The sequence below is a fragment of the Weissella thailandensis genome, assembly GCF_005405465.1.
GTDB lineage: Bacteria > Bacillota > Bacilli > Lactobacillales > Lactobacillaceae > Weissella > Weissella thailandensis.
The window spans coordinates 1-19,499 of record NZ_BJEC01000012.1 but is presented as its reverse complement, the minus strand read 5'-3'; the positions used below and the strand labels follow the sequence as shown (position 1 = coordinate 19,499).

Here is a 19,499-nt window from a genome sequence, read left to right as displayed (position 1 = left end):
GTATTTATAGACAGTGCAAATAATATCTATTAAATAAAAAATAAATGGCAAATATAACTATTTTTAAAGTAATTACATCCACCATAATATATTTGCCAATTTTAGAAATTATTCAATTTTACTTTTCTAATAGCCCTAATCGCTTATAGATATCATCTACATGCTTAAGGTGCCAATGATAATCAAAGGCGTCATCGATCTGTGCAGGTGTCAAATTAGCTTTAATCGTCTCATCAGCATCTACCAACTCACGGAATTGTCGCTGATTATCCCAAGATTCGGCCGTTAATGGCTGCACCGTATCATAAGCGGCTTCACGTGATAAACCAGCATCTACCAATTTCAATAGCAAGCGTTGTGAATAAATCAAGCCATATGTGCGACCCATGTTTTGTTTCATCGTGTCTGGGAATACTTGTAGATTACGTAAAATATTTGTCAAACGATGCAACATATAGTCCAAGACCGTTGTACCATCAACAAGCACAATCCGTTCTGCACTAGAATGCGAAATATCGCGTTCGTGCCATAAGGTCACATTTTCTAGTGCGGTTACCGCATAACCACGTAAGACACGTGACAAACCGACAACATTCTCAGAACCAATTGGATTACGTTTATGTGGCATTGCTGATGAACCTTTTTGCCCACCACGGAATCCTTCTTCGACTTCATGAATTTCTGAACGTTGTAAACCACGAATTTCCGTTGCTAACTCTTCCAAATTAGCACCAATAACCGCAATCGTTGTCATGTAGTCTGCATGTAAATCACGTGGTAATACCTGTGAACCAATTGGTTGTGGTGTTAGTCCTAGTTCTTTCATAGCCACTTCTTCAACTTGTAGTGGGATATTGGCAAAAGTTCCGACAGCCCCTGAAAGCTTACCTGTTTCAATGGCCGCAGCAACTTTATCAAAACGTTCAATGTTACGCACGGCTGCTTGATAGAATCGCGCCATCTTTAAACCAAATGTTGTTGGTTCAGCCTGCACACCATGTGTACGTCCCATCATAACCGTGTCTTTATACTTTAATGCTAATTCAGCTAACGTTTCTTTTAATGCCTTTAAATCATCCTTGATAACCTGGTTAGCTTGTCGTAATCTCAACGCTTGCGCCGTATCAACAACATCCGTTGAAGTTAATCCATAATGGATCCACTTACGCTCTTCGCCCAATGATTCAGAAACATTTCTGGTAAAAGCAACCACATCATGACGCGTTGACTGTTCAATTTCTGCAATGCGATCAGCATCAAACTTTGCATTAGCACGAATGGCAGCTAAGTCCTCTGCTGGCACATGACCAACTGAAACCCATCCTGCCGTAGCAGCTATTTCAACATCTAACCACGATTGGTATTGATTGTTAAGCGACCAAATACGTCCCATTTCCGGGCGTGTGTAACGATCAAGCATCCTTTTTTACCTCTTATTTCTTTTCGAAAAACCGAACAAATTATTACATTCAACAACCATTGTAACTTAAATCCGAATTTCTTTCAGCAATTTATCCAATAAAAAAACAGACTAGAACAAAAATGTGCTAGCCTGATTCATTTAAAATCTATTACTTATTATCGTCTGAACTAGAACTAGAACTAGAACTAGAACTTGAATCTGAACTAGAGCTTGAGTCAGAACTTGAACTCTCTGATGAAGCTGATGAACTTAATTCAGAACTTGAAGAAGCTTCTGATGAAGAACTTGAGCTGTCAGCAGATGAACCATTCTTTGATGTCTTAGCTGTTGCGGCGGCTTGCGTGTAAGTAGACAAAACATTTTGTAATGTTGAATCCTTAATGTTTACATTTGCCTTACCCAATTCTTCACCAACAATTGCTTGAACCTCAGACGTATCTGACATCGTCTTTTCAACCAAGATATTCTTCATCTTTGACTTCAAAGCATTGAATGACTTCTTGTCACTCTTTGAATTCATCTTAATAACAAAGTAACCTTGTGATGAAGTTGACTTAACTGGTGTCTTCGTGTATTCACCCTTCTTCAACTTGAAAGCAGCTGTCTTGAAATCATCTTCAAGATTCGTGTCAGTTGAATCAAAGCCAGTCATCTTACCACCATTTTTCTTGGTATTAGTATCAGTTGACTTTTCTTTGGCTAACTTAGCAAAGTCACCACCCTTGTCAAGTTCAGAAATAACCTTTTTGGCATCATCTTCTGATGAAGTCAAAATAACTGATACATTAACCTTTGGTTGATATTCTTTGTAAGCCTGACGTAGTTGCTTATTTGAATAATGCTTATCTGCAATCACTGCTTGCTTTTCTAAAGCTTGTAGGCGCAATGAATCACGGAAACTATCCTCAGTCATGCCGTTTTGTGACAAAGCTTGTGAGAATTGAGAACCATATTGTGACTTGGCATCATCGTATTGTGATTCAATCGATTTCTTTGAAACCTTATCTCCATATTTATCATCCAAAACCTTTTGAATGATCATATTGGCCAATTCTTCTTGCCCTTCAGGAGAGCTTTTTAACTTTTTGTAATATTCAGCTTGTGAAACATTACCTGCATCGGTCGTTACGAGCGACTTTGGGCCAATTCCCCAAGCAGCCAGCCCAACACCCACCGCAATTACGACGAGCACGCCTAATACTTTTTTCCACATCGGTAGTGCCTTCTTTCTAGAAATTTTTTAATTCAACTTGTCTAGTTTATCATATAAACACAACTGTTACTTAAATTATACGGTAAGTTGCGCCAATCGCATAACGACCATTGTCCAATTCTTCATTAATTTCCATATGTTCCGCAAAATCTGCATCCCAATACTCGAGTTGCGCCTTTGGTACACGCCAATTTAATGAACTTAGTTGCGCCAAAAACTGTTGTTCGGAATAGGTTTGACGATTTAACATATAACGAATAACTAAACGTAACCAATCTATTCCCGTGACCTTGTCTAAGAAAGCCACCACTGTAAACGGCATTGGTCGCACGATCATTGCCGGGTTTTCATCATAACTTGGTAATTGATTAATAATCAATTGATAAAGCCCTGGTGTTTCAGAGCTCATTCGTGGCCTTGGTAGTCGTTCCCACAATTCCTCTGACATCATAGTTTGGTCTAAAATAATTCCTTGGTTGCTTTGATAACCCAAGCCAATTAGATAGATAGTTTGTCCATCATAAAAGTAGTTGATTACTGTATATGGTAAGTCATCTTTCATACTACTTGGCAGGTATTTTTCCTTAGCAATTACCTGGACGTTAACACCATTTTCCCGCAAACTCTTTATTAGTTTAATACGATTACCTGGTACAAATACTTGCACAGGTTGTTCGATTTCAATGACGTTCATAACGTCAGAAATTTCTAACGGCTCATAATATTTTTTGCTACCTAACTCTGACATAAACATCAAGTCTGTCGGATTATTATTCATCAGAATCGTACTGATATTTTGGTTTTGTAGTTCTTTGACAACCATCGCCATCACATAAGATGCAGCTGCCCCATCCCCTAAACGGAACCCACCAGAACCAATGACTAATACAGAGTGCCGTCCTAAACGATTACTCTCATTTTCTGACTCAAAAGTAGAATAATATTGATTAGCTGCTTCTTCGAATTCACCAGCAGAGGGTTCAAACGCCTTAAAAGTTGGCAAAATACCATTATCCCAACGATAACGACGTATCTCTTCAAACTTGGCATGCCATAAGCGAGCAATTAATCCATCTGAAAGACCATAGTACTTTGCTAATTTCAAAACATCTGTTTGCCAAGCATTGTTCTTAACGGTTTCTTCTAATTTATTGATTTGAGACAATTTATAGAAATAAAAAGCATTTATTTTCGTCATTTCTGCTAATTCATCAGCCGTATAACCACGACGCAATGCTTCCATTAATACAAAGATTCGATTATCACGCGGGTAAATCAACTGCTCAATAATTTCATTATCAGTTATCGCATTCATCACAGTTGGTGAAAAATTACGATTATTAAAGTGTGCCGCACGAATAGCTTTCTCTAAGGCTTCTTCAACACTACGACCAACTCCCATAGTAGCTCCGACTGACTTTTGAACTGTATTTAACCGGTGCTCTGTTTTAACACCATTTGATTCAAAATCTCCAAATGAAAAAATTGGGAAACGAATCACAATGTGGTCCATCGTTGGCTCTAATAATGCTGTGTGATTAGCACCAATAACCGGTGTCTGAACATCTTCGATATTTTCACCTAACATTAACCGCACCACCACCGGAACCAGTGGATAACCTGTCGCAGCCACCAACAAGGCTGCTGTTCGATCAAAGTAAGGCGTCACACGGGTAATGACATATTCATTATTTTTAGGGTCCACTGCAAAACGGACTTCTAATAGTCCCACGACATCAAAGCCTCTAATAACCTTGAATGCTGCAGCACGTAATTTCTGATACACCGGGTCTGGCAAGGTTTGAATTGGGGTTATCGCAATTGAATCTGCTGAATGAATCCCAACCGGATCCATATCCTCGACACCACCAATTAAAATGGTCGAATTACTCTTATCACGAATAACCAACATAGAAATTTCTTGGTACCCACGAATACTCTTGTCAATATTTACCTGATGTGTAATTGAACGAGCAAGTGCGGTTTCTGCCGCTTCCTCTAAATCATCTGTATCTTTAACCTGTAATCGCAATGTTTGGCCCATTGGCGCAACTGGTCTAATGACAACTGGTAACTCAAAATCTCTGGTTGCATCAAAAACCTCACCCACATTACTAGCAAGTCGTGACTGGACTGTTGGAATATTTAGTTGTTGCAAACGCTCGTGTAGGTATTTTGTGTTTTGGGTGGCTTGCATGACCGGTAATGATAGCCCCAAAACCGTTGGTGCACCGTTGCCCATAAGTTTCAGGATATCAGCACCCAATCGTGTGGCTGTTGACCCACCTACCGACGCAACCATCGCTGTGATATGCTCATCATTAATAATTTGAACCAGATTTTCAACTGTTAATGTTTGTTCAATGACTTGGATATCATGACGTGCGCTAGTAAAGGAGTACGGGTTGTCATCAACCACGACCACTTCATGACCATATTGTTTCAGTACATGAACAACCTGATAAGCTGCAACATCACCCTCAGTTTCTCGGCCAAAATCGTTAGCGGAACCACCAATAATTAATACTCGTTCTGTCATATCGTTCCACCTCCTCGACGGGCCATCACCATTTCCATGAACTCAGCAAATGCCTGTGTTTCTTCTAATGGCCCAGGAGCTGCGTCTGGAAAAAATTGTACACTAAATGCTGGGTAATCTCGATGGCGTAAGCCTTGAATTTGGTTATCAGTAATATCGATGTGGGTTACAAACAAAGGCGTATCTTTAATCGATTTTGCATCAACATAGTATGCCTGTCCTTGGGTTGCAAACATGATATCTTTCGTGATTTGCTCACGAATTGGATGATTCATACCGTGATGAGCTGAAGTCAATTCACTAACTTTAGCCCCATTGGCTATCGCAAACAATTCATGCCCCAAACCAATACCAAACAATGGCACGCGTGTCTCAAATTCACGAATAAGATCCAGCGCTGTTTCAGGAACTTGTGCCGGATCACCCGGTCCAGATGAAATGACCAGACCATCTGGATCAAGATTGGCCACTTCATCAAATGTCGCTGAAAAAGGCAATACGGTCACATTCGCATCGAAGTCGCTTAGCATTCGTAAAATACCACTCTTAAGGCCAAAATCTAGCACAACAACATTTGCGCCACGTCCTGGATTAGCATAAGCTTTCGGCGTCGAAATCTGCGCAATTTGTTGGTTAGTCAATACCATTGCTCGCAATTGATCAAAAGCATGGTCATCTGGTTGATCAACAATTGATGCCTTTTGAATCCCAGTTTCACGTAAATGCCTTGTTAATGCTCGTGTATCAATTTGTGAGATACCGGGAATATTATGTCTTTTCAAATAATCATTTAAGCTAAGTGCTCGGATACGATTAGTTGAAATTTCCGCAATTTCACGTACGACCACCCCTTTGACTGCCGGGACAATGGCTTCATCTGCATAATGATTGATACCGGCCGCACCAATTGTTGGTGTCGTAAACATGATAATTTGATTGTAGTAAATTGGATTCGTGATAATTTCTTGATAGCCAGTCATCGCTGTATTGAAAACTAGTTCACCAAAAGTTGTTGCTGGTGCCCCAAAAGCTTCACCTTCGTATACCGTACCATCTTGTAAAATTAAATAACGTGTTGTCATGACGTAGTTCTCGTTTGGCAAATGCTAAACGATCCCTCCTTCCCGTCTAACCGTTGAAAAACTAACGGATTTCAATACCGTCCTGGCCGTCAAATTCTTTCATGTTAACGCGAATCTTTTCAGAAGTTGCTGTTGGAATATTTTTACCAACAAAATCAGCACGGATTGGTAACTCACGATGACCTCGATCCACCAAGACTGCTAGGTTAACAGCTGCAGGTCGGCCGTTGTCCATAATGGCATCTAAGGCTGCCCGAATCGTCCGACCAGTAAATAGCACATCATCTACTAAAATAATTCGCTTGTTATCGATATCTACATTAAAAGATGATTTTTCACCAGCACGTTCAGAATCATCATCACGATAATGTGTAATATCAAGTGGTATAACAGGAATTGATGCTCCTTCTAATTGTTGCAAGCGATCAGCAATTCGTTGACCAATAAAGACGCCACGTGTCTTTATCCCGACAATAGCGAGATTTGTCACCCCTTTATTCTTTTCGATAATCTCATATGTAATTCTTGTGAGTGCTCGTTGCATCGCCATTGCATCAACAATTTCTTTTGCCATAATCTATTCCTTTTCTCTCATTGATTCCAACTAATAAAAAGAGACACCATCACTTCTAAAAAGGATAACGTCTCATTCGGTCTTATTCATTACGTTACCTCCTAGTAAACTCACGGGATTACTTTAAGAAAGTTACATTCATTCAGTTTATCTAAAGCTATTTTATCATGTTCAGCACGGTTTGCGCACTATCAGTTATTTTCTTCTGCATAAGGTTCTAATTCTGCCATTGCGTCCACAAAATACTGTGGTAAAGGTGCCTCAAATGTTAATGCTTCTTTTGTTGTTGGTTGCGTTAAGCCCAAGGTAGCCGCATGCAAAAATTGTCCATTGCCCGCCAACGTTTTCTTTGGTCCGTATAATGGGTCGCCGGCTACTGGATGACCAATATAGGCCATGTGTACACGAATTTGATGTGTACGACCAGTTTCTAAGGTTACCCGTAATAAGGTATAACCTACATATCGTTTAACAACTTCAAAATGAGTAACGGCATCGCGACCACCCGCAATAACAGCTTGTTTCTTACGATTGATCTTTGACCGTCCCAACGGTGCTTTAATCGTACCTTTATTCTCAGAAAACTCACCATGCACCAAAGCATAATATTGGCGCAAATTTTTCTTGTTTTTTAAATCTGATGACAAGGCCTCATGTGCTTGATCATTTTTGGCAACCATCAGTAAGCCTGACGTATCTTTATCAATACGGTGCACAATCCCTGGGCGAACGACACCATTAATCGATGACAGTTCAGTATGGTACATTAAAGCATTAACTAACGTACCATTCGGATGACCAGCAGCAGGATGAACGACCATCCCCTGTGGCTTGTTGACCACTAATAAGTCGTCATCCTCATAGACAATATCCAGCGGTAAATTCTCTGGCTTAAGATCCAAAGCAACTGGTTCTGGCACAACAAATGATATGACATCATCAGGACGTACTTTATAATTAGGTTTCTTATTTTCCTTATTGACCTTTAAAACACCTTCATCGATCCACTTTGATACTTGTGTTCGTGTGTATTCAGTAAATGCATCAGCGACAACTTTATCCAAGCGTCCCTTCTGGTCTGTGATTGTCAGTGATTCCTCAGTCATTTGTTTTTCCTTCAATTTCTTTTCTTAAGCTGTTTAAAAAGCGCCGGTTCATCCAGAAATTATAATATTCACCATCATAACTGAACAAAACAGTCCTTTTCGTAAACTGCACATGTGACATTTCAGAAAAACGAAATTTATCTGTATGAACGCCAAACGTTGGTAAAATCCAAAGTGCATCTGTAGCCAATGCGACTCTTCTTCTAAAATAAGTTAATAGTGCAACAATAATGAAAACTACCACAGCACCAATTGTCCAAACGTTAAGGTACGTAACCTCTAATAGCATGACGAGGCCAAACATGGCGATCATTAGAATCCACAGCCAGTTGACCCAGCCAAGTAGGCCTGCTGGTTGGTAATATCCCTTCATTCTTATGTCCTTTCTGATTTACTAATAAGCATGTTGTTTGTAAACCATCTGAGAATGTTTCTATCATCTAGTATAATGAAATTGGAGGTACTTGTCATGTTAATCAAAATTTATTCAGATGCTGCTAGCCAAGGAAACCCTGGTAATAGTGGTGCCGGTCTAGTCATCTTATATGATGGACAACAAATTCAACGGCATCACTACCTGGGAAATATGTCAAATCATGAAGCAGAATTTGCAGCTGCTATTTGGGCCTTCCAAGTGTTAGCAACGCTTAGTAGTGATACCGATACCATCATGTACTATGCCGACTCTAGAATTGTTATCGACAGTATTCATAAACGCTATGCGAAGCACTTTAGTACCCAATTAGCACAATTACTACATTATTATGATCGCTATCATTTAATCATTAGCACCTGGATACCAGAAAAACAAAACCGTGGGGCCCATCAATTAGCTTGGCAAGCTATTCATCATCAGGATTAAGCTGTCCAATCCCAGTCCATGCACTGACTAGCGAACAAACAGGTGATAGTAGTGCAAAAAAAGTAAATGGTGCAAAGGCAGTCACAGACACACCTAACGTTTGTGCAGCAAAACTACCAGCGACACCCCAGGGGACTAAGTAATTAATAACCGTCCCTGAATCTTCCAACGTCCGTCCTAAAGTCAATCGACTCACTTTTAATCGAACATAAGTATCACGCCAAAGTTGTCCAGGTAAAATCGTCGCTAAGTATTGTTCACCAATTAGAAAGTTAGCCGAAATACCCGTCACCAACGTACCGGTAATCATACCTGCCTTTGTTTTAATGCGTTTGACTAATGGTGTCATAACTGCCTTTAAAACACCTTGTTCGGTTAATAGACCACCTAATGCAAGTGCCAACATAATAATAATAACCGTTGGCATCATCGAAAGCATTCCCCCGCGGTTCAACAATGCGGCTAACAAGTCATTTTTGATAGTTGTTTTTGAACCATTCATAATAACATCTGCCAACTGTTGTGGTGTGTGATTTAGCATAAACATAATCCCCGTTACAGTAATATTTACCAATAACGTTGGAATGGCTGGTACATGACGCCATGCCATAATAAATAACAATATGATTGGTAATACTGACCACCAGTTAGGAGTTAACAAATCAGCTAACTTTTGCAAATCGTTCATGCTACCTTTAATAATTTGGTGTTGATTGAAAACAATAAAAATCAATAGCGAGCCTAATAATGCTGGTATCGTGGTCCACATCATATTCTTAATATGTGCAAATAAGTCAGTCCCAGCGATTGATGATGCTAGATTTGTCGAATCGGACAATGGGGAACTTTTATCCCCAAAAATCGCACCAGATAGTACAGCACCAGCTACGATACCTGGATCAAATCCAATCGCTGTACCCACGCCCATCAATGCAACCCCTACCGTCGCTATCGTTGTAAAAGCAGATCCAATCATTGTACCCATAAGGGCCATAATCAGTAATGCGCTCGGTAAAAACCATTGTACATTGGCTATTTTTAATCCCACCCATAATAACGATGGAATTGTATTAGTTGCCATCCATAAACCAATCAACATACCAATCAATAAAAATAAAAACAACGGTGCCAAGGCTTTTTCAATCCCTTTTAACAATTGTTCTTGAATTATTTCCCAAGATGTTCGACGAATTCTGGCAAATATCATGACTGTAATAATACTAATCACAAGTGGCACATTGGGTGATAACCCCAATCCGAGGATACTACCACTAAAAATAAAAACTAATCCTAATAATAATAAAATACTCTGTTTAAATGTCATCGGCTTATTCATTACCTGTTCTCCTCTATTTTATGAAATAATTTTTGCCATTAATGCGCTATTTCTAATTAAGTCGATAACGAGTAAGCCCACCTGCATGACTTGTATGCCTTAATACCCCATTGTTTTTCTCCTATCTACATAAAAAAATCCCAGTAAACAGGCATAAAACCTATTTACTGGGACGAAATTTCTCCGCGGTACCACCCAAAAATTAGTTGATTACCACGAATCAACTCTCTTTCGTTTATTTCAATGTTTAAAAATAGTTCAGTTACTCCACCTGCGCTACTCACAGCTCCCGTAGCTTCTCTGACATACAATGAAGTCTCCTACTGATACCCGTTATTGTACGCATCAATGATTTTTTTGTCAACTTGAGTTTTGGCAATGTATCACAAGGTAATTACAAAAAGCACTTGATTTGTTGGATGGATAAAAGGTAGACGTCGTTCTTTCCCCACTCAATGGTATGCCAAAAATCACACAAAAAAACCGCCGCATAGGCAATTAGCGCTATGCAACGGCTTTTGTAAGGACTTGTGATTAAGCAAGACCATATTTCTTGTTGAACTCCAAAAGCCTTATTACATCAGTATATATAAAGCCAAAAGGTGGATAGAAGGTGGACAATACATTTAGAACTCTACCTATATAAAAACACAAAAAAGCCCACCAGTCACAATGACCAGTGGGCTGAACCATGTAATTTTTTTTACTGAGATAGATATAGAAAGACATGGTTTTTATAGTCATGTGACTCGACCAACACATAACTAATGTAGAGCAGTTGGAGAATAGCTTCCATAGATATCATGCCCTACGGACAAATTATAACACATAAAAAAAAGTCCTACCAAAACCAATTAAGGCGTTAGTGGGACTAATTAATTCGATAGCCATTACTTTAGATTTTGTCTTTATTATCAGGATATCAAAAGGAGGACTACCGAATCATCACTATTTTATACCTTTTTATGATGATTTTACAAAGAAAATAACTCGTCTAAATGCTTATTTTTAAAGTGTAATGCATATAAATAGGTGGCGAGAATTTAACTATATAAACACAAAAAAAGCCCTACCAGTACCATTTAGATACCAGTAGGGCTTAATTTAACTTGATAGATAAGTTTAGTGTCACTAGAAGTTAATAAGGAGAAACCATCAAGTGTGCCTTCAGTATAAACTTCTGACAATTATCTGACAAATCCAAAAATTATTTAACTTCTGTCAATGTCTTAGCATCTACCCAGACGTTACCGTAACGAGTTGATAGAGCAACACCGTTTGATGCTGCATCATTATCTACTACCTTGATGCGGTCTGAATGTAGGCGGAAGTAATCGCCCTTGTTGAGAGTTTGGTTAGAAGTTTTCTTCCCCTTACTATCAACCTTGTCGACTGATTCAACACCTAAACCATTAAGCGTCCAGTTCTTATTTGAACCACCGCCTAGTTCATTGCTATAAACTTGCCAAATACCGTTGATGTATTTCATATCGTCTACACGGTAAGCGGGCTTAGCCTTGAAGTATTCACCAACGTTTAGCACTTGATCTACTTTGTGATTAGACTTAGCTGGCTTAGATGGTGATGTGGTAACTGCGCCACCAACACCATACTTAATATCATGCTTTAATTGCGCATAAGAAATGCCCCACTTTTGCAAGAAGGGCAATGGGTCAACGTGGTCAGAACCATGTCCTGTACGTGAAGCATAGTTGTGAGTTTTGATACCAGTTGAGCTGGCAGTGTCTAATGTGAAGTCCTTAATGCCAGCTTCACGTGCTAATTGACGTGCTAACTCAATATAAATCTTGTAGTCACGGTTGAACTCTGCTTGACTACCTACGTGTTCGTTGAACTCGATTGAGGCATATCCGTACCAGTTCCAACTTCCACCAAGATCATACCCACCACCGTTCGTAGCAGCAACCTGAATAGCCTGTCCTTCTCCAACGATATGCGTGTAATAAGCGTTATTGTAAGTACGTGACAAATATGAAATTGAGTTGGCGTTGGTAGCGTTAGGATTACCAGTTGAGTGTAAATGTATTTGTGTAAATGGTGGCACTGCTAGTCCAGCTGCAACCGCAGGTTTACCCGGTACAACAATATTCTTAATCACATTAACCATTATCTTTATCACCTTTCAATTGTCGCACGGCTAATGCAATAACCGTGTCTAGTTGCTTCTCATCAAACTTCACGCCCAGCTTGTTAGCATTTAAGCGTTCAGTTAGAAATGACATTGCCGCCTTTTTCTTATCGGTTGAGCTATGCAAGTGTGTCTCTGCATATTGCACGGCTTGCATTGCCCACTCATTGAGCATGAGCAAGTTTTTATTCTTTGTGTGGGCAACTAAAAAACGGCTACCAGCGTAAGCTAGTGCCGTTAATAGTCCTGTGTTATATAGGAACAATACAATGTCCACAATGTTTTTAGTATTCATGAGGCATCTTGTCCTCCAATTCTTTAATGCGTTTAGTAAGCCCTTGGATAGATGAGTGGGCTTCCTTTAGTTCTGCAGTAAGTTCAGCGTTTTGCTTAATTAACGTACGGTTAGATTCCAACAACTCGTTATACATCTGTAAAAAATCTTTATCCGCCGTAACTGTCTTGCCGACATTCAGTTTCCAAATACCTAGCAACCCAGCAACAGCCGTTCCAACAACACTTAATAGGGCTGTCCATGTCGCTTGATTCATTTATTGCCCCTTTCCATTTTTGAACAGTGTGTTGTCAGTTGCTAAGTCTAGCAACATTCGTATCAACAAGTACATCAGCCCCAGTGGTACTAGCGTTACGTGCAGTGTGCTTAAATCACTTAACCAGAATGCCACCATCATCATGCAGGTAACACCAACTGCCAACAGACGTGTAATTTCACGAATGAAGTGGAATGAAATGTCCCAGATAGATTGAATAATCATTGCCACACTGACGGCTACTGTTACAAACTGAAACGCTGGTGTTGCTACAATACTGAATGAAGCTGGTGTATGAACGTTTAAGACTAAAAATCTGATGCTGAACATGAACGCAACGGTTATCAATTCAAGACCAGTGATGATCCAAAATCTATTCTTAACTATGTGTCGTAACAATTTAGTCACACCTCCTAAACGTTATTCAAGAAAGCTTTTACTTTATTGGCAAACATAGCATGTCCTTCTGCATTCAGATGGCTGATACTGTTACCATCTTCGGTATACTTAGCCAAAAACTCAGGACTATTCATGTAAACGCCCACTGAGCGTGAATCCAGGACTTCAATACCCCAAATATCATGAACAACGTGTACGAAAGCGTTCAAGTAATCAAGTTGTGTTGCCCCTACCTTGTTAACTGGGGTATTGACTGCCCAACAGGGCACACCAAATAACTTTTTGCCAAGATATTTCTTAATTAGGCCTTCACATAACACATTCAAAGCGCCTTTAAATGTTGTCACGTCCTTATCAGTGTCTTCACCAATTGGGATGTTGTGACCGTAGTCATTACGTCCACCCTCAACACCAACAATATCCAAATTGTCATCCATATCAGTGTAACGAACAACCATTGGGATGTGATTATCGTCATAGCCATCATAGCTGGCAATGGTGTTTCCATTTTTTCCGTAGTTATAATAACTAAAACCAAGCTTGATGGCTGCGATATTATAGGCTGTTAGCGTACCATCTGTTTTATTACCACGAACGTAGCTATCACCCAGCATTCCAAATTTGGTTGCACTATTGTTAGACCCCATTAATGCAACTGGAGTTAGCTTACTAAAGTCATTAGTAAATCGAATGAATCTGATATTATCTTTTCCTCTAACCACATAATACTTATTTGTCTTCTCGCCTACTTGTAGTGATTTTACAGGTTTTCCTGTTTGGTCATACTCTGTGATTATGGACGTTCCGTCAGACCCAAATAACTCTAAAACAATGGCATCATCAGGTCGAATGGCAATCATTTTAGAAGTTGCATATGTCGAAGATACGGACGGAGCAAAAGTGTCAGGTTTAATAAAATAACCGTATTTTTGTTCATTTGAAACTTCCATCACCTTGCTATAGTCATCAGCATAACTACGAATAATTTGGATTGTCGGAGATGACACACGAACTCCTGCATCACTGATAATGACAAGTTCAAATTCATCAGTTGCTATATAAGCCAAATCACCAAATTCGCTATAATCTTCTTGAATATTTTTTACAAAGTTTTTATTCTTATCAAAGACTGCCAAACCAGCCACACCGTCATTTACTTGGCAGTTAGCAATTAACAAATCACCTTTATTCAATGGAATGAAGTCGGAATGCTTGTATTCACTTTGTCCAGCAGTACCGATAATGTCCCCTGCAGTCTCATTAGCATTAGTTGAACTAGCAATATATCCTGTATCCCATCGCCCTTGGTAACTAACTTTATCCTTAAAAGAATCTGGTGTAATGACTGAACGGTCAATTGAATTAGGCGCTAATCCAGTTGACTGATAAACACCACCAGCTACCCAATTTTTACCATCAAAATAATACCAACTACCTTTTTGGTAGTCGATTTCATCACCACTATAAACGTAAATTTTTCCTCGATCTGTCATATCACCAGAATTAGTCACAGGTTCAGGGGTTATTACGTTTTTACCTGGGTCGCCTTTCTCTCCTTTTTCGCCACGCTTAATGTGTTTAGCAAGATAATCAATTCGCTCATTCACTGTTTCTAAAACGCTAGCAAGCGTCACCTCTGGCACTAACGTGCCATCATAATTTTTCAAGTTCTTTGAAACATCAATTGATACACTACCCGATGTAGGGTATATTTCAGTATCGCTCGACCCATCTATCACACTAAATTCAATTTGATATTGCCCTGCTGGTAGTTGGCGCAAAAGATTATCTGAAAAGTCTAAGTAGGTTTCAAGGCCGTTAGTTAGTGCTGGTACTTCAATTAAAAAGCCACTATCATCAGCGACAGTGGCAAATACTTTTTTATTTGATAAATCTTGCAGAATGCCATCATTCCACAATTGAAAATTAAACACTTCAGATGTGTCTGCTTTTTTATTTATGGAATCGCCAACAACTTTAACTGTTTTCATGTAACATCTCCTTATTTATTTTTTAACTCTGCAACATCTTGTTTGATTGTCTCCAGTTCACTGGAAAGGTTAGCAATCTGAATATTCAGAGGGATATTTTCATTGTCAGAATTTAAATCATCTAATTTATCATTAACATCTTCATCATTCCAGGTCTTTAAAGTTGGGTCCCAAACAGGATTTGCAACATCACCTGGAGCAACATCTGTTGTATTTTCTGGTTGTACATCAGCCAATATCATCCCTGTGTAAGCATAAGTACTGGGATCAAACATATACCACCATGTATTTTCGTTATTCATTGTTTCCTCCTTTATTCAGGCATTGAATCGTTAGTAACGTAACTACCAGATATAGTTACCCAGCTTTTAATGTCATCTTTAACAAAAGCAGAACGTGCACCAATAAACCCAGAAGAACCAAACTCCAAAGCCCCTCTATTTCGATTACCACCCTTTAGCCAAGTCGGCGTTTCCATTACAATACCAGGATAATCAATAGCTGGTCGATAGCCAGCTGGAATCTTGCCAGCAGAATAGACAGCACGAAAATCTGGAAATCTAAAATTAGTTTTCTCAATATCTGCCGATACACTAACCGTGTTACCAGAACGTACGAAAGTTAGATTACCCCCAAAAGCCTTAATCGATTTAACATGAACATCTCGTTCAGAAGTCCAGGGAAAATATTTAGGTGTACTACCGTCATTCCAATTCGTAATTACCCGATGCCAAACTTGATTAGCTGTTTTCGAAACTTGTGTAAAGCGCTGCAAAATCGTTACATTATGCAAAATAAACGTTTCAACTAGGCCGGCTGATAAACTTTCGGGCGTATGTTTGACTGAAGTTGGCGTTGAAAAGTAAAACGCTGAATATGTTCCGACTTCTGAAGTGTCGGGCAGCTTATTCAAATCAATTGCAACATTGCGTTTATAAGGCAATGTGCTTCTTGCAATTTGACCATCAATCGCTCCGGTAACGTTTAGATTTGCATCAATTTTTACATCCTTAGTGAATTCATTTTTTTTATTTAGTTGAGCCACGTAATTGTCATTCACTAATTTAGTATATGTTTTCAACGCATCATCTAATGACTTATATGCTGAGCGGGTTGCGCTAACGTTATTATTCAACTGTTTAATTTGTTGATTAAAATCAGCCGTGATTTTATTGACAGTATTGATATAATCTTTTGAAGCGTTTGCCGACAAAATAATACCATTTGGAAATACTGTGAAACTAATCGGGATTGATGAAATCGTCGTATTTTTATCGTCAAATACTGCCAAATAAGCTTCTTCGACGTCTCCTGCAGCTTGATAAAATTCGGCTGGAATCAGCATTGAAAACAGACCAGCTGTTGCAGAAATCAGGTCATAAATACCCGACAGAACTTTTACCTTCCCTGCAGCATCTTTTACAGATAGTTGCACATCTTGACCATTTAAATTATGGGGCAATCGTCCATCCTTCAATGCAAAGTAAACGACTCGACCATTATCACCTTGACGACCGTTTAATTCTTTTATCACTGTGGCATCAGTAATTGATAATGTTGTATCAACCACAGCATATTTACCTTGTGTTGCCATTTTTATCCTCCATACATTTCTTTTTCTTCTTTAGGGTCAATTGGCATTCCTAACTGTTTAAGAACCGATTCGATATAATCGATTCGATCAGCAGTTGAATTGAATTCATATCCATTAATGTTGATATGCGCTTTATCTAATTCTTTAAAATTATCAATAAGTTGATTACGTAGCTTCTGATCTAGTGAGTTGGATAAATCTAATTCAATCATTTTTTACCTCCTCTGCATGTAATAAACCATCGTCGTCCACATCAATACTAAAAACTGTCCCATTCGATGAAACTAGTTGTAGACCGCCTGACATTTTGGCTTTGTTCGTAAATTCTTTATTACCTGCAATTGTTTCATCACTCTGATTAGTGGGAGTAACATAAGGCAATCCATTAATAAGCAATTGGCCATTTTCATCAAATGAAATGCTGTATTTCCTTCCTGCGTTGGAAGCAATCACAATATTATTAAATTCAAAGTCTGAAAAATCTGCCTGTCTAAAATGAAACCCGTCTGCCGCTAACAGCAAACGGGCATTATTTTTATCACCATCAGGAGCAGCATAAATTGCTTTGCCAATTCCTAATGCGCTAACTTTCCCTTCTAAAGCAGGCCTCTTGTTATTCCAATCAATCATATTTAACTCCATACATACCAGGCACCATCGTTCATCATAGATGTGACATTTTGCTCTAATTGTTTAACTGATTTGTTCATTGATTCATTGCTATTGCGGACTTTCTGACGTTTTGCATAATTGGTAGCATAGTCAAACAATTTATTGCCAAAAGTCACACTGTCGGACTGTTTGGACTCTTGTGGATGTGATGTAATACCAATAATTCGAACGTCTACATCAACACCTAAACGATCTTTAATTAGTCCAGAATTACCTATCTTTACATTATTGATGTCAGCTAATTTTGCGTGATGTTCAAACTCGGCTCGTTCCATTGAATATTGAACAATAGGATAATCTTGTAATTGTGACTTAATGTAATTAAGTAATGCTGTTTTGTCAGTAAAACGGTCGTCTTGTACAGTTGCCGCCTGCTTAACGCCCCAAATGCTGGCGTTCTGGCTAGTATATTCAGCAGTTGCCACGTATGAACCATCATCATTTTGCTTACCTAGTCCTTTGATTTTAGTGCGAATATTGCTGTAATCTTCAGTCCACGAAATCTTACTAGCATTGTAACCATCTACAAAAACAAACTGATCTAGTTGACCAAGCTTCTTATAAATGTGAATTGTCCAATTATCAAAATAAAATTCGAAGCCAAAATCATCTTTTAATGTACTCATAAACAATGAATCAGCATAATCAGCACCAAATCCATCACTAAATGCATAGTTTGAAAACTTATCATGAATGACATACTTGAAATTTGTCCCTTTAGTAATATGTTGCATGCATTGGTCCAAACTTTGTGTGTTCATCAACTTATTTTCAACGTATTTATCATGTAGATCGGTGGCAATATGAACTGCCGAAACGGAATAGTTTCTTACTTTACCCGCAGAAGTAGGGTTAACACTGGTCAAACGAAACCATTGACCCGTTTCCGGGACTAATACCCTTGTTTGTGGCAACATTGCTTGTGTTGCAATTTTGTTTTTAACATCACCTTCCAGATTAAATGATAATGTACTAAATTCGTTTAACGATTCAGTGATTGATAAATTAGACACCGTTGCAGGTACTTCATCTAGTAAGGTCGTATACATATAAATAACATTAGCCATTAATAATAAAACCTCGTTTCAAATGAAATTTTAAAGTCAGAACTGCCTGTAACTTCAATGTCATTGTAACCAGAAGCAAAATCAACAAAGCTCCTAGTTGAATAATCATTACCTAAGCGTTGAATACCATTAACTATGGGTACTAACCCAATTAATTTAAATTCGTCACTCGCAGTCAAACTCTTTTTATAAGTGAATGATTGTTTAGTTGTACGATTAGTAATTGTTAATCCTTTAGGTGCATTACCTTTGAAATTGATTGTTACTGGTCGTTCATTGGCCAATAGCGGAATCACTGAAGCGTTATAGAACTTAAATTTAGGTTGATTCGTAAATGTATATTGTGGCGTTTCAAAAGGAATCGTCATTCCTATACCATAAGAACCATCCTTAAAAGTAAACGGATTTAATGTTGTTGCTGTGCTTTCAGCATAACCTTCATAACACACTAAATTGACCGACACATTCTTAGCTTTCCAATAATTACCTAAGCGTGGGTATGCAAAACCATCGGCAACGACTTTCCAACGCATGAAAGGTGTTCGAGAATTAATTACATAAAAAGGCTCAACGCTACTAAAAATCTTTAGCACCTTGAGCCTTTGCAATTCATAATCATAATTGTCACGAGCGTACACATCAAATACTAATGGTATTGATGTCTGTGAGACTTGTGTTGCTGTTAAGTCAGCTCCAAAATCGCCAATTTGCGAATAAGTATGCTGATAACTAGGCGCTGGTGGGTCAAAGCTAATCACTCGTATACCTTCAGCACCTAAGTCATAGATGGTACCATCTCGCCTTTGAATAAGAATATCTTTTTCAAATTTAATAGACATACGTATTACCTGTGATTTGACCTTTCAATTGAATATCTTGATTTTGTAACATTTTAATCTTAGGATAAGTAGCTCGAGCAACTTCGCCACTGTCTAATTGCA

Annotated in this window: 20 protein-coding genes; 1 reads left to right on the top strand and 19 read right to left on the bottom strand. The window is 38.7% G+C overall.

Annotation, left to right across the window (positions count from 1 at the left end; all coding sequences use genetic code 11):
• Positions 1-118: 118 nt before the first annotated feature.
• The 7 genes from purB to FFM62_RS06410 form a co-directional block, all read right to left on the bottom strand.
• A complete protein-coding gene (gene purB / locus FFM62_RS06440) occupies positions 119-1,420 on the bottom strand; it encodes an adenylosuccinate lyase (protein WP_115470908.1) in 1,302 nt (433 codons plus the stop codon).
• Between the two features lie 151 nt (positions 1,421-1,571).
• Positions 1,572-2,636: a peptidylprolyl isomerase gene (locus tag FFM62_RS06435; protein ID WP_115470909.1), complete on the bottom strand. Its 1,065-nt coding sequence runs from the start codon at positions 2,634-2,636 to the stop codon at positions 1,572-1,574.
• A gap of 70 nt (positions 2,637-2,706) precedes the next feature.
• Positions 2,707-5,175, bottom strand: coding sequence for an ATP-binding protein (locus FFM62_RS06430; RefSeq protein ID WP_115470910.1), 2,469 nt, complete (start codon positions 5,173-5,175; stop codon positions 2,707-2,709).
• Complete coding sequence (locus FFM62_RS06425; RefSeq protein ID WP_115470911.1) at positions 5,172-6,257, bottom strand: carbamoyl phosphate synthase small subunit; 1,086 nt, start codon at positions 6,255-6,257, stop codon at positions 5,172-5,174. The genes FFM62_RS06430 and FFM62_RS06425 overlap by 4 nt, the downstream gene beginning before the upstream one ends.
• Before the next feature lie 61 nt (positions 6,258-6,318).
• Complete coding sequence (gene pyrR, locus FFM62_RS06420; RefSeq protein ID WP_115470912.1) at positions 6,319-6,831, bottom strand: bifunctional pyr operon transcriptional regulator/uracil phosphoribosyltransferase PyrR; 513 nt, start codon at positions 6,829-6,831, stop codon at positions 6,319-6,321.
• Positions 6,832-7,022: 191 nt separating this feature from the next.
• Positions 7,023-7,937: an RluA family pseudouridine synthase gene (locus tag FFM62_RS06415; protein ID WP_115470913.1), complete on the bottom strand. Its 915-nt coding sequence runs from the start codon at positions 7,935-7,937 to the stop codon at positions 7,023-7,025.
• Positions 7,930-8,310: an EbsA family protein gene (locus tag FFM62_RS06410; protein WP_115470914.1), complete on the bottom strand. Its 381-nt coding sequence runs from the start codon at positions 8,308-8,310 to the stop codon at positions 7,930-7,932. The genes FFM62_RS06415 and FFM62_RS06410 overlap by 8 nt, the downstream gene beginning before the upstream one ends.
• A 96-nt stretch (positions 8,311-8,406) precedes the next feature.
• Between FFM62_RS06410 and FFM62_RS06405 the strand changes: the two genes are divergently transcribed.
• Complete coding sequence (locus tag FFM62_RS06405) at positions 8,407-8,799, top strand: ribonuclease HI family protein (protein WP_115470915.1); 393 nt, start codon at positions 8,407-8,409, stop codon at positions 8,797-8,799.
• Here FFM62_RS06405 and FFM62_RS06400 read toward each other — a convergent pair.
• The 12 genes from FFM62_RS06400 to FFM62_RS06345 all read right to left on the bottom strand — a co-directional run bounded on the left by FFM62_RS06400 (position 8,780) and on the right by FFM62_RS06345 (position 19,397).
• The gene (locus FFM62_RS06400) at positions 8,780-10,135 is read right to left on the bottom strand and encodes a Na+/H+ antiporter NhaC family protein (protein WP_115470916.1); all 1,356 of its coding nucleotides are present in this window, start codon (positions 10,133-10,135) and stop codon (positions 8,780-8,782) included. The genes FFM62_RS06405 and FFM62_RS06400 overlap by 20 nt on opposite strands.
• Positions 10,136-11,342: 1,207 nt before the next feature.
• A complete protein-coding gene (locus tag FFM62_RS06395; protein WP_115470917.1) occupies positions 11,343-12,263 on the bottom strand; it encodes a lytic exoenzyme target recognition domain-containing protein in 921 nt (306 codons plus the stop codon).
• Entirely contained in the window at positions 12,256-12,579 is a 324-nt protein-coding gene (locus tag FFM62_RS06390; RefSeq protein WP_115470918.1) for a phage holin, LLH family, read from the bottom strand. The genes FFM62_RS06395 and FFM62_RS06390 overlap by 8 nt, the downstream gene beginning before the upstream one ends.
• Positions 12,569-12,835: a hypothetical protein gene (locus tag FFM62_RS06385; protein WP_115470919.1), complete on the bottom strand. Its 267-nt coding sequence runs from the start codon at positions 12,833-12,835 to the stop codon at positions 12,569-12,571. Before FFM62_RS06385 ends, FFM62_RS06390 begins: the two co-directional genes overlap by 11 nt.
• The gene (locus tag FFM62_RS06380; protein WP_115470920.1) at positions 12,836-13,234 is read right to left on the bottom strand and encodes a hypothetical protein; all 399 of its coding nucleotides are present in this window, start codon (positions 13,232-13,234) and stop codon (positions 12,836-12,838) included. It lies immediately after the preceding gene.
• A 14-nt stretch (positions 13,235-13,248) separates the two neighbouring features.
• Positions 13,249-15,225, bottom strand: coding sequence for an SGNH/GDSL hydrolase family protein (locus FFM62_RS06375; protein ID WP_115470921.1), 1,977 nt, complete (start codon positions 15,223-15,225; stop codon positions 13,249-13,251).
• 11 nt (positions 15,226-15,236) lie between these two features.
• A complete protein-coding gene (locus tag FFM62_RS06370; RefSeq protein ID WP_115470922.1) occupies positions 15,237-15,527 on the bottom strand; it encodes a hypothetical protein in 291 nt (96 codons plus the stop codon).
• 11 nt (positions 15,528-15,538) lie between these two features.
• The gene (locus FFM62_RS06365) at positions 15,539-16,819 is read right to left on the bottom strand and encodes a BppU family phage baseplate upper protein (RefSeq protein WP_115470923.1); all 1,281 of its coding nucleotides are present in this window, start codon (positions 16,817-16,819) and stop codon (positions 15,539-15,541) included.
• 2 nt (positions 16,820-16,821) lie between these two features.
• Complete coding sequence (locus FFM62_RS06360) at positions 16,822-17,031, bottom strand: hypothetical protein (protein WP_115470924.1); 210 nt, start codon at positions 17,029-17,031, stop codon at positions 16,822-16,824.
• Positions 17,024-17,449, bottom strand: a complete 426-nt coding sequence (locus FFM62_RS06355) for a hypothetical protein (protein ID WP_115470925.1) — start codon at positions 17,447-17,449, stop codon at positions 17,024-17,026. Before FFM62_RS06355 ends, FFM62_RS06360 begins: the two co-directional genes overlap by 8 nt.
• Positions 17,450-17,451: 2 nt before the next feature.
• Positions 17,452-18,558 carry a phage tail protein gene (locus FFM62_RS06350; protein ID WP_115470926.1) on the bottom strand — a complete coding sequence of 369 codons (1,107 nt, stop codon included), beginning with the start codon at positions 18,556-18,558 and terminating at the stop codon, positions 17,452-17,454.
• Complete coding sequence (locus tag FFM62_RS06345) at positions 18,558-19,397, bottom strand: phage tail domain-containing protein (protein ID WP_115470927.1); 840 nt, start codon at positions 19,395-19,397, stop codon at positions 18,558-18,560. Before FFM62_RS06345 ends, FFM62_RS06350 begins: the two co-directional genes overlap by 1 nt.
• Positions 19,398-19,499: the final 102 nt, after the last annotated feature.

Bases quoted from the DNA above. Each gene is read 5' to 3' on its own strand.
- purB (WP_115470908.1), bottom strand. From the start codon at position 1,420: ATGCTTGATCGTTACACACGCCCGGAAATGGGACGTATTTGGTCGCTT.
- FFM62_RS06435 (WP_115470909.1), bottom strand. From the start codon at position 2,636: ATGTGGAAAAAAGTATTAGGCGTGCTCGTCGTAATTGCGGTGGGTGTT.
- FFM62_RS06430 (WP_115470910.1), bottom strand. From the start codon at position 5,175: ATGACAGAACGAGTATTAATTATTGGTGGTTCCGCTAACGATTTTGGC.
- FFM62_RS06425 (WP_115470911.1), bottom strand. From the start codon at position 6,257: ATGACAACACGTTATTTAATTTTACAAGATGGTACGGTATACGAAGGT.
- pyrR (WP_115470912.1), bottom strand. From the start codon at position 6,831: ATGGCAAAAGAAATTGTTGATGCAATGGCGATGCAACGAGCACTCACA.
- FFM62_RS06415 (WP_115470913.1), bottom strand. From the start codon at position 7,937: ATGACTGAGGAATCACTGACAATCACAGACCAGAAGGGACGCTTGGAT.
- FFM62_RS06410 (WP_115470914.1), bottom strand. From the start codon at position 8,310: ATGAAGGGATATTACCAACCAGCAGGCCTACTTGGCTGGGTCAACTGG.
- FFM62_RS06405 (WP_115470915.1), top strand. From the start codon at position 8,407: ATGTTAATCAAAATTTATTCAGATGCTGCTAGCCAAGGAAACCCTGGT.
- FFM62_RS06400 (WP_115470916.1), bottom strand. From the start codon at position 10,135: ATGAATAAGCCGATGACATTTAAACAGAGTATTTTATTATTATTAGGA.
- FFM62_RS06395 (WP_115470917.1), bottom strand. From the start codon at position 12,263: ATGGTTAATGTGATTAAGAATATTGTTGTACCGGGTAAACCTGCGGTT.
- FFM62_RS06390 (WP_115470918.1), bottom strand. From the start codon at position 12,579: ATGAATACTAAAAACATTGTGGACATTGTATTGTTCCTATATAACACA.
- FFM62_RS06385 (WP_115470919.1), bottom strand. From the start codon at position 12,835: ATGAATCAAGCGACATGGACAGCCCTATTAAGTGTTGTTGGAACGGCT.
- FFM62_RS06375 (WP_115470921.1), bottom strand. From the start codon at position 15,225: ATGAAAACAGTTAAAGTTGTTGGCGATTCCATAAATAAAAAAGCAGAC.
- FFM62_RS06370 (WP_115470922.1), bottom strand. From the start codon at position 15,527: ATGAATAACGAAAATACATGGTGGTATATGTTTGATCCCAGTACTTAT.
- FFM62_RS06365 (WP_115470923.1), bottom strand. From the start codon at position 16,819: ATGGCAACACAAGGTAAATATGCTGTGGTTGATACAACATTATCAATT.
- FFM62_RS06360 (WP_115470924.1), bottom strand. From the start codon at position 17,031: ATGATTGAATTAGATTTATCCAACTCACTAGATCAGAAGCTACGTAAT.
- FFM62_RS06355 (WP_115470925.1), bottom strand. From the start codon at position 17,449: ATGATTGATTGGAATAACAAGAGGCCTGCTTTAGAAGGGAAAGTTAGC.
- FFM62_RS06350 (WP_115470926.1), bottom strand. From the start codon at position 18,558: ATGGCTAATGTTATTTATATGTATACGACCTTACTAGATGAAGTACCT.
- FFM62_RS06345 (WP_115470927.1), bottom strand. From the start codon at position 19,397: ATGTCTATTAAATTTGAAAAAGATATTCTTATTCAAAGGCGAGATGGT.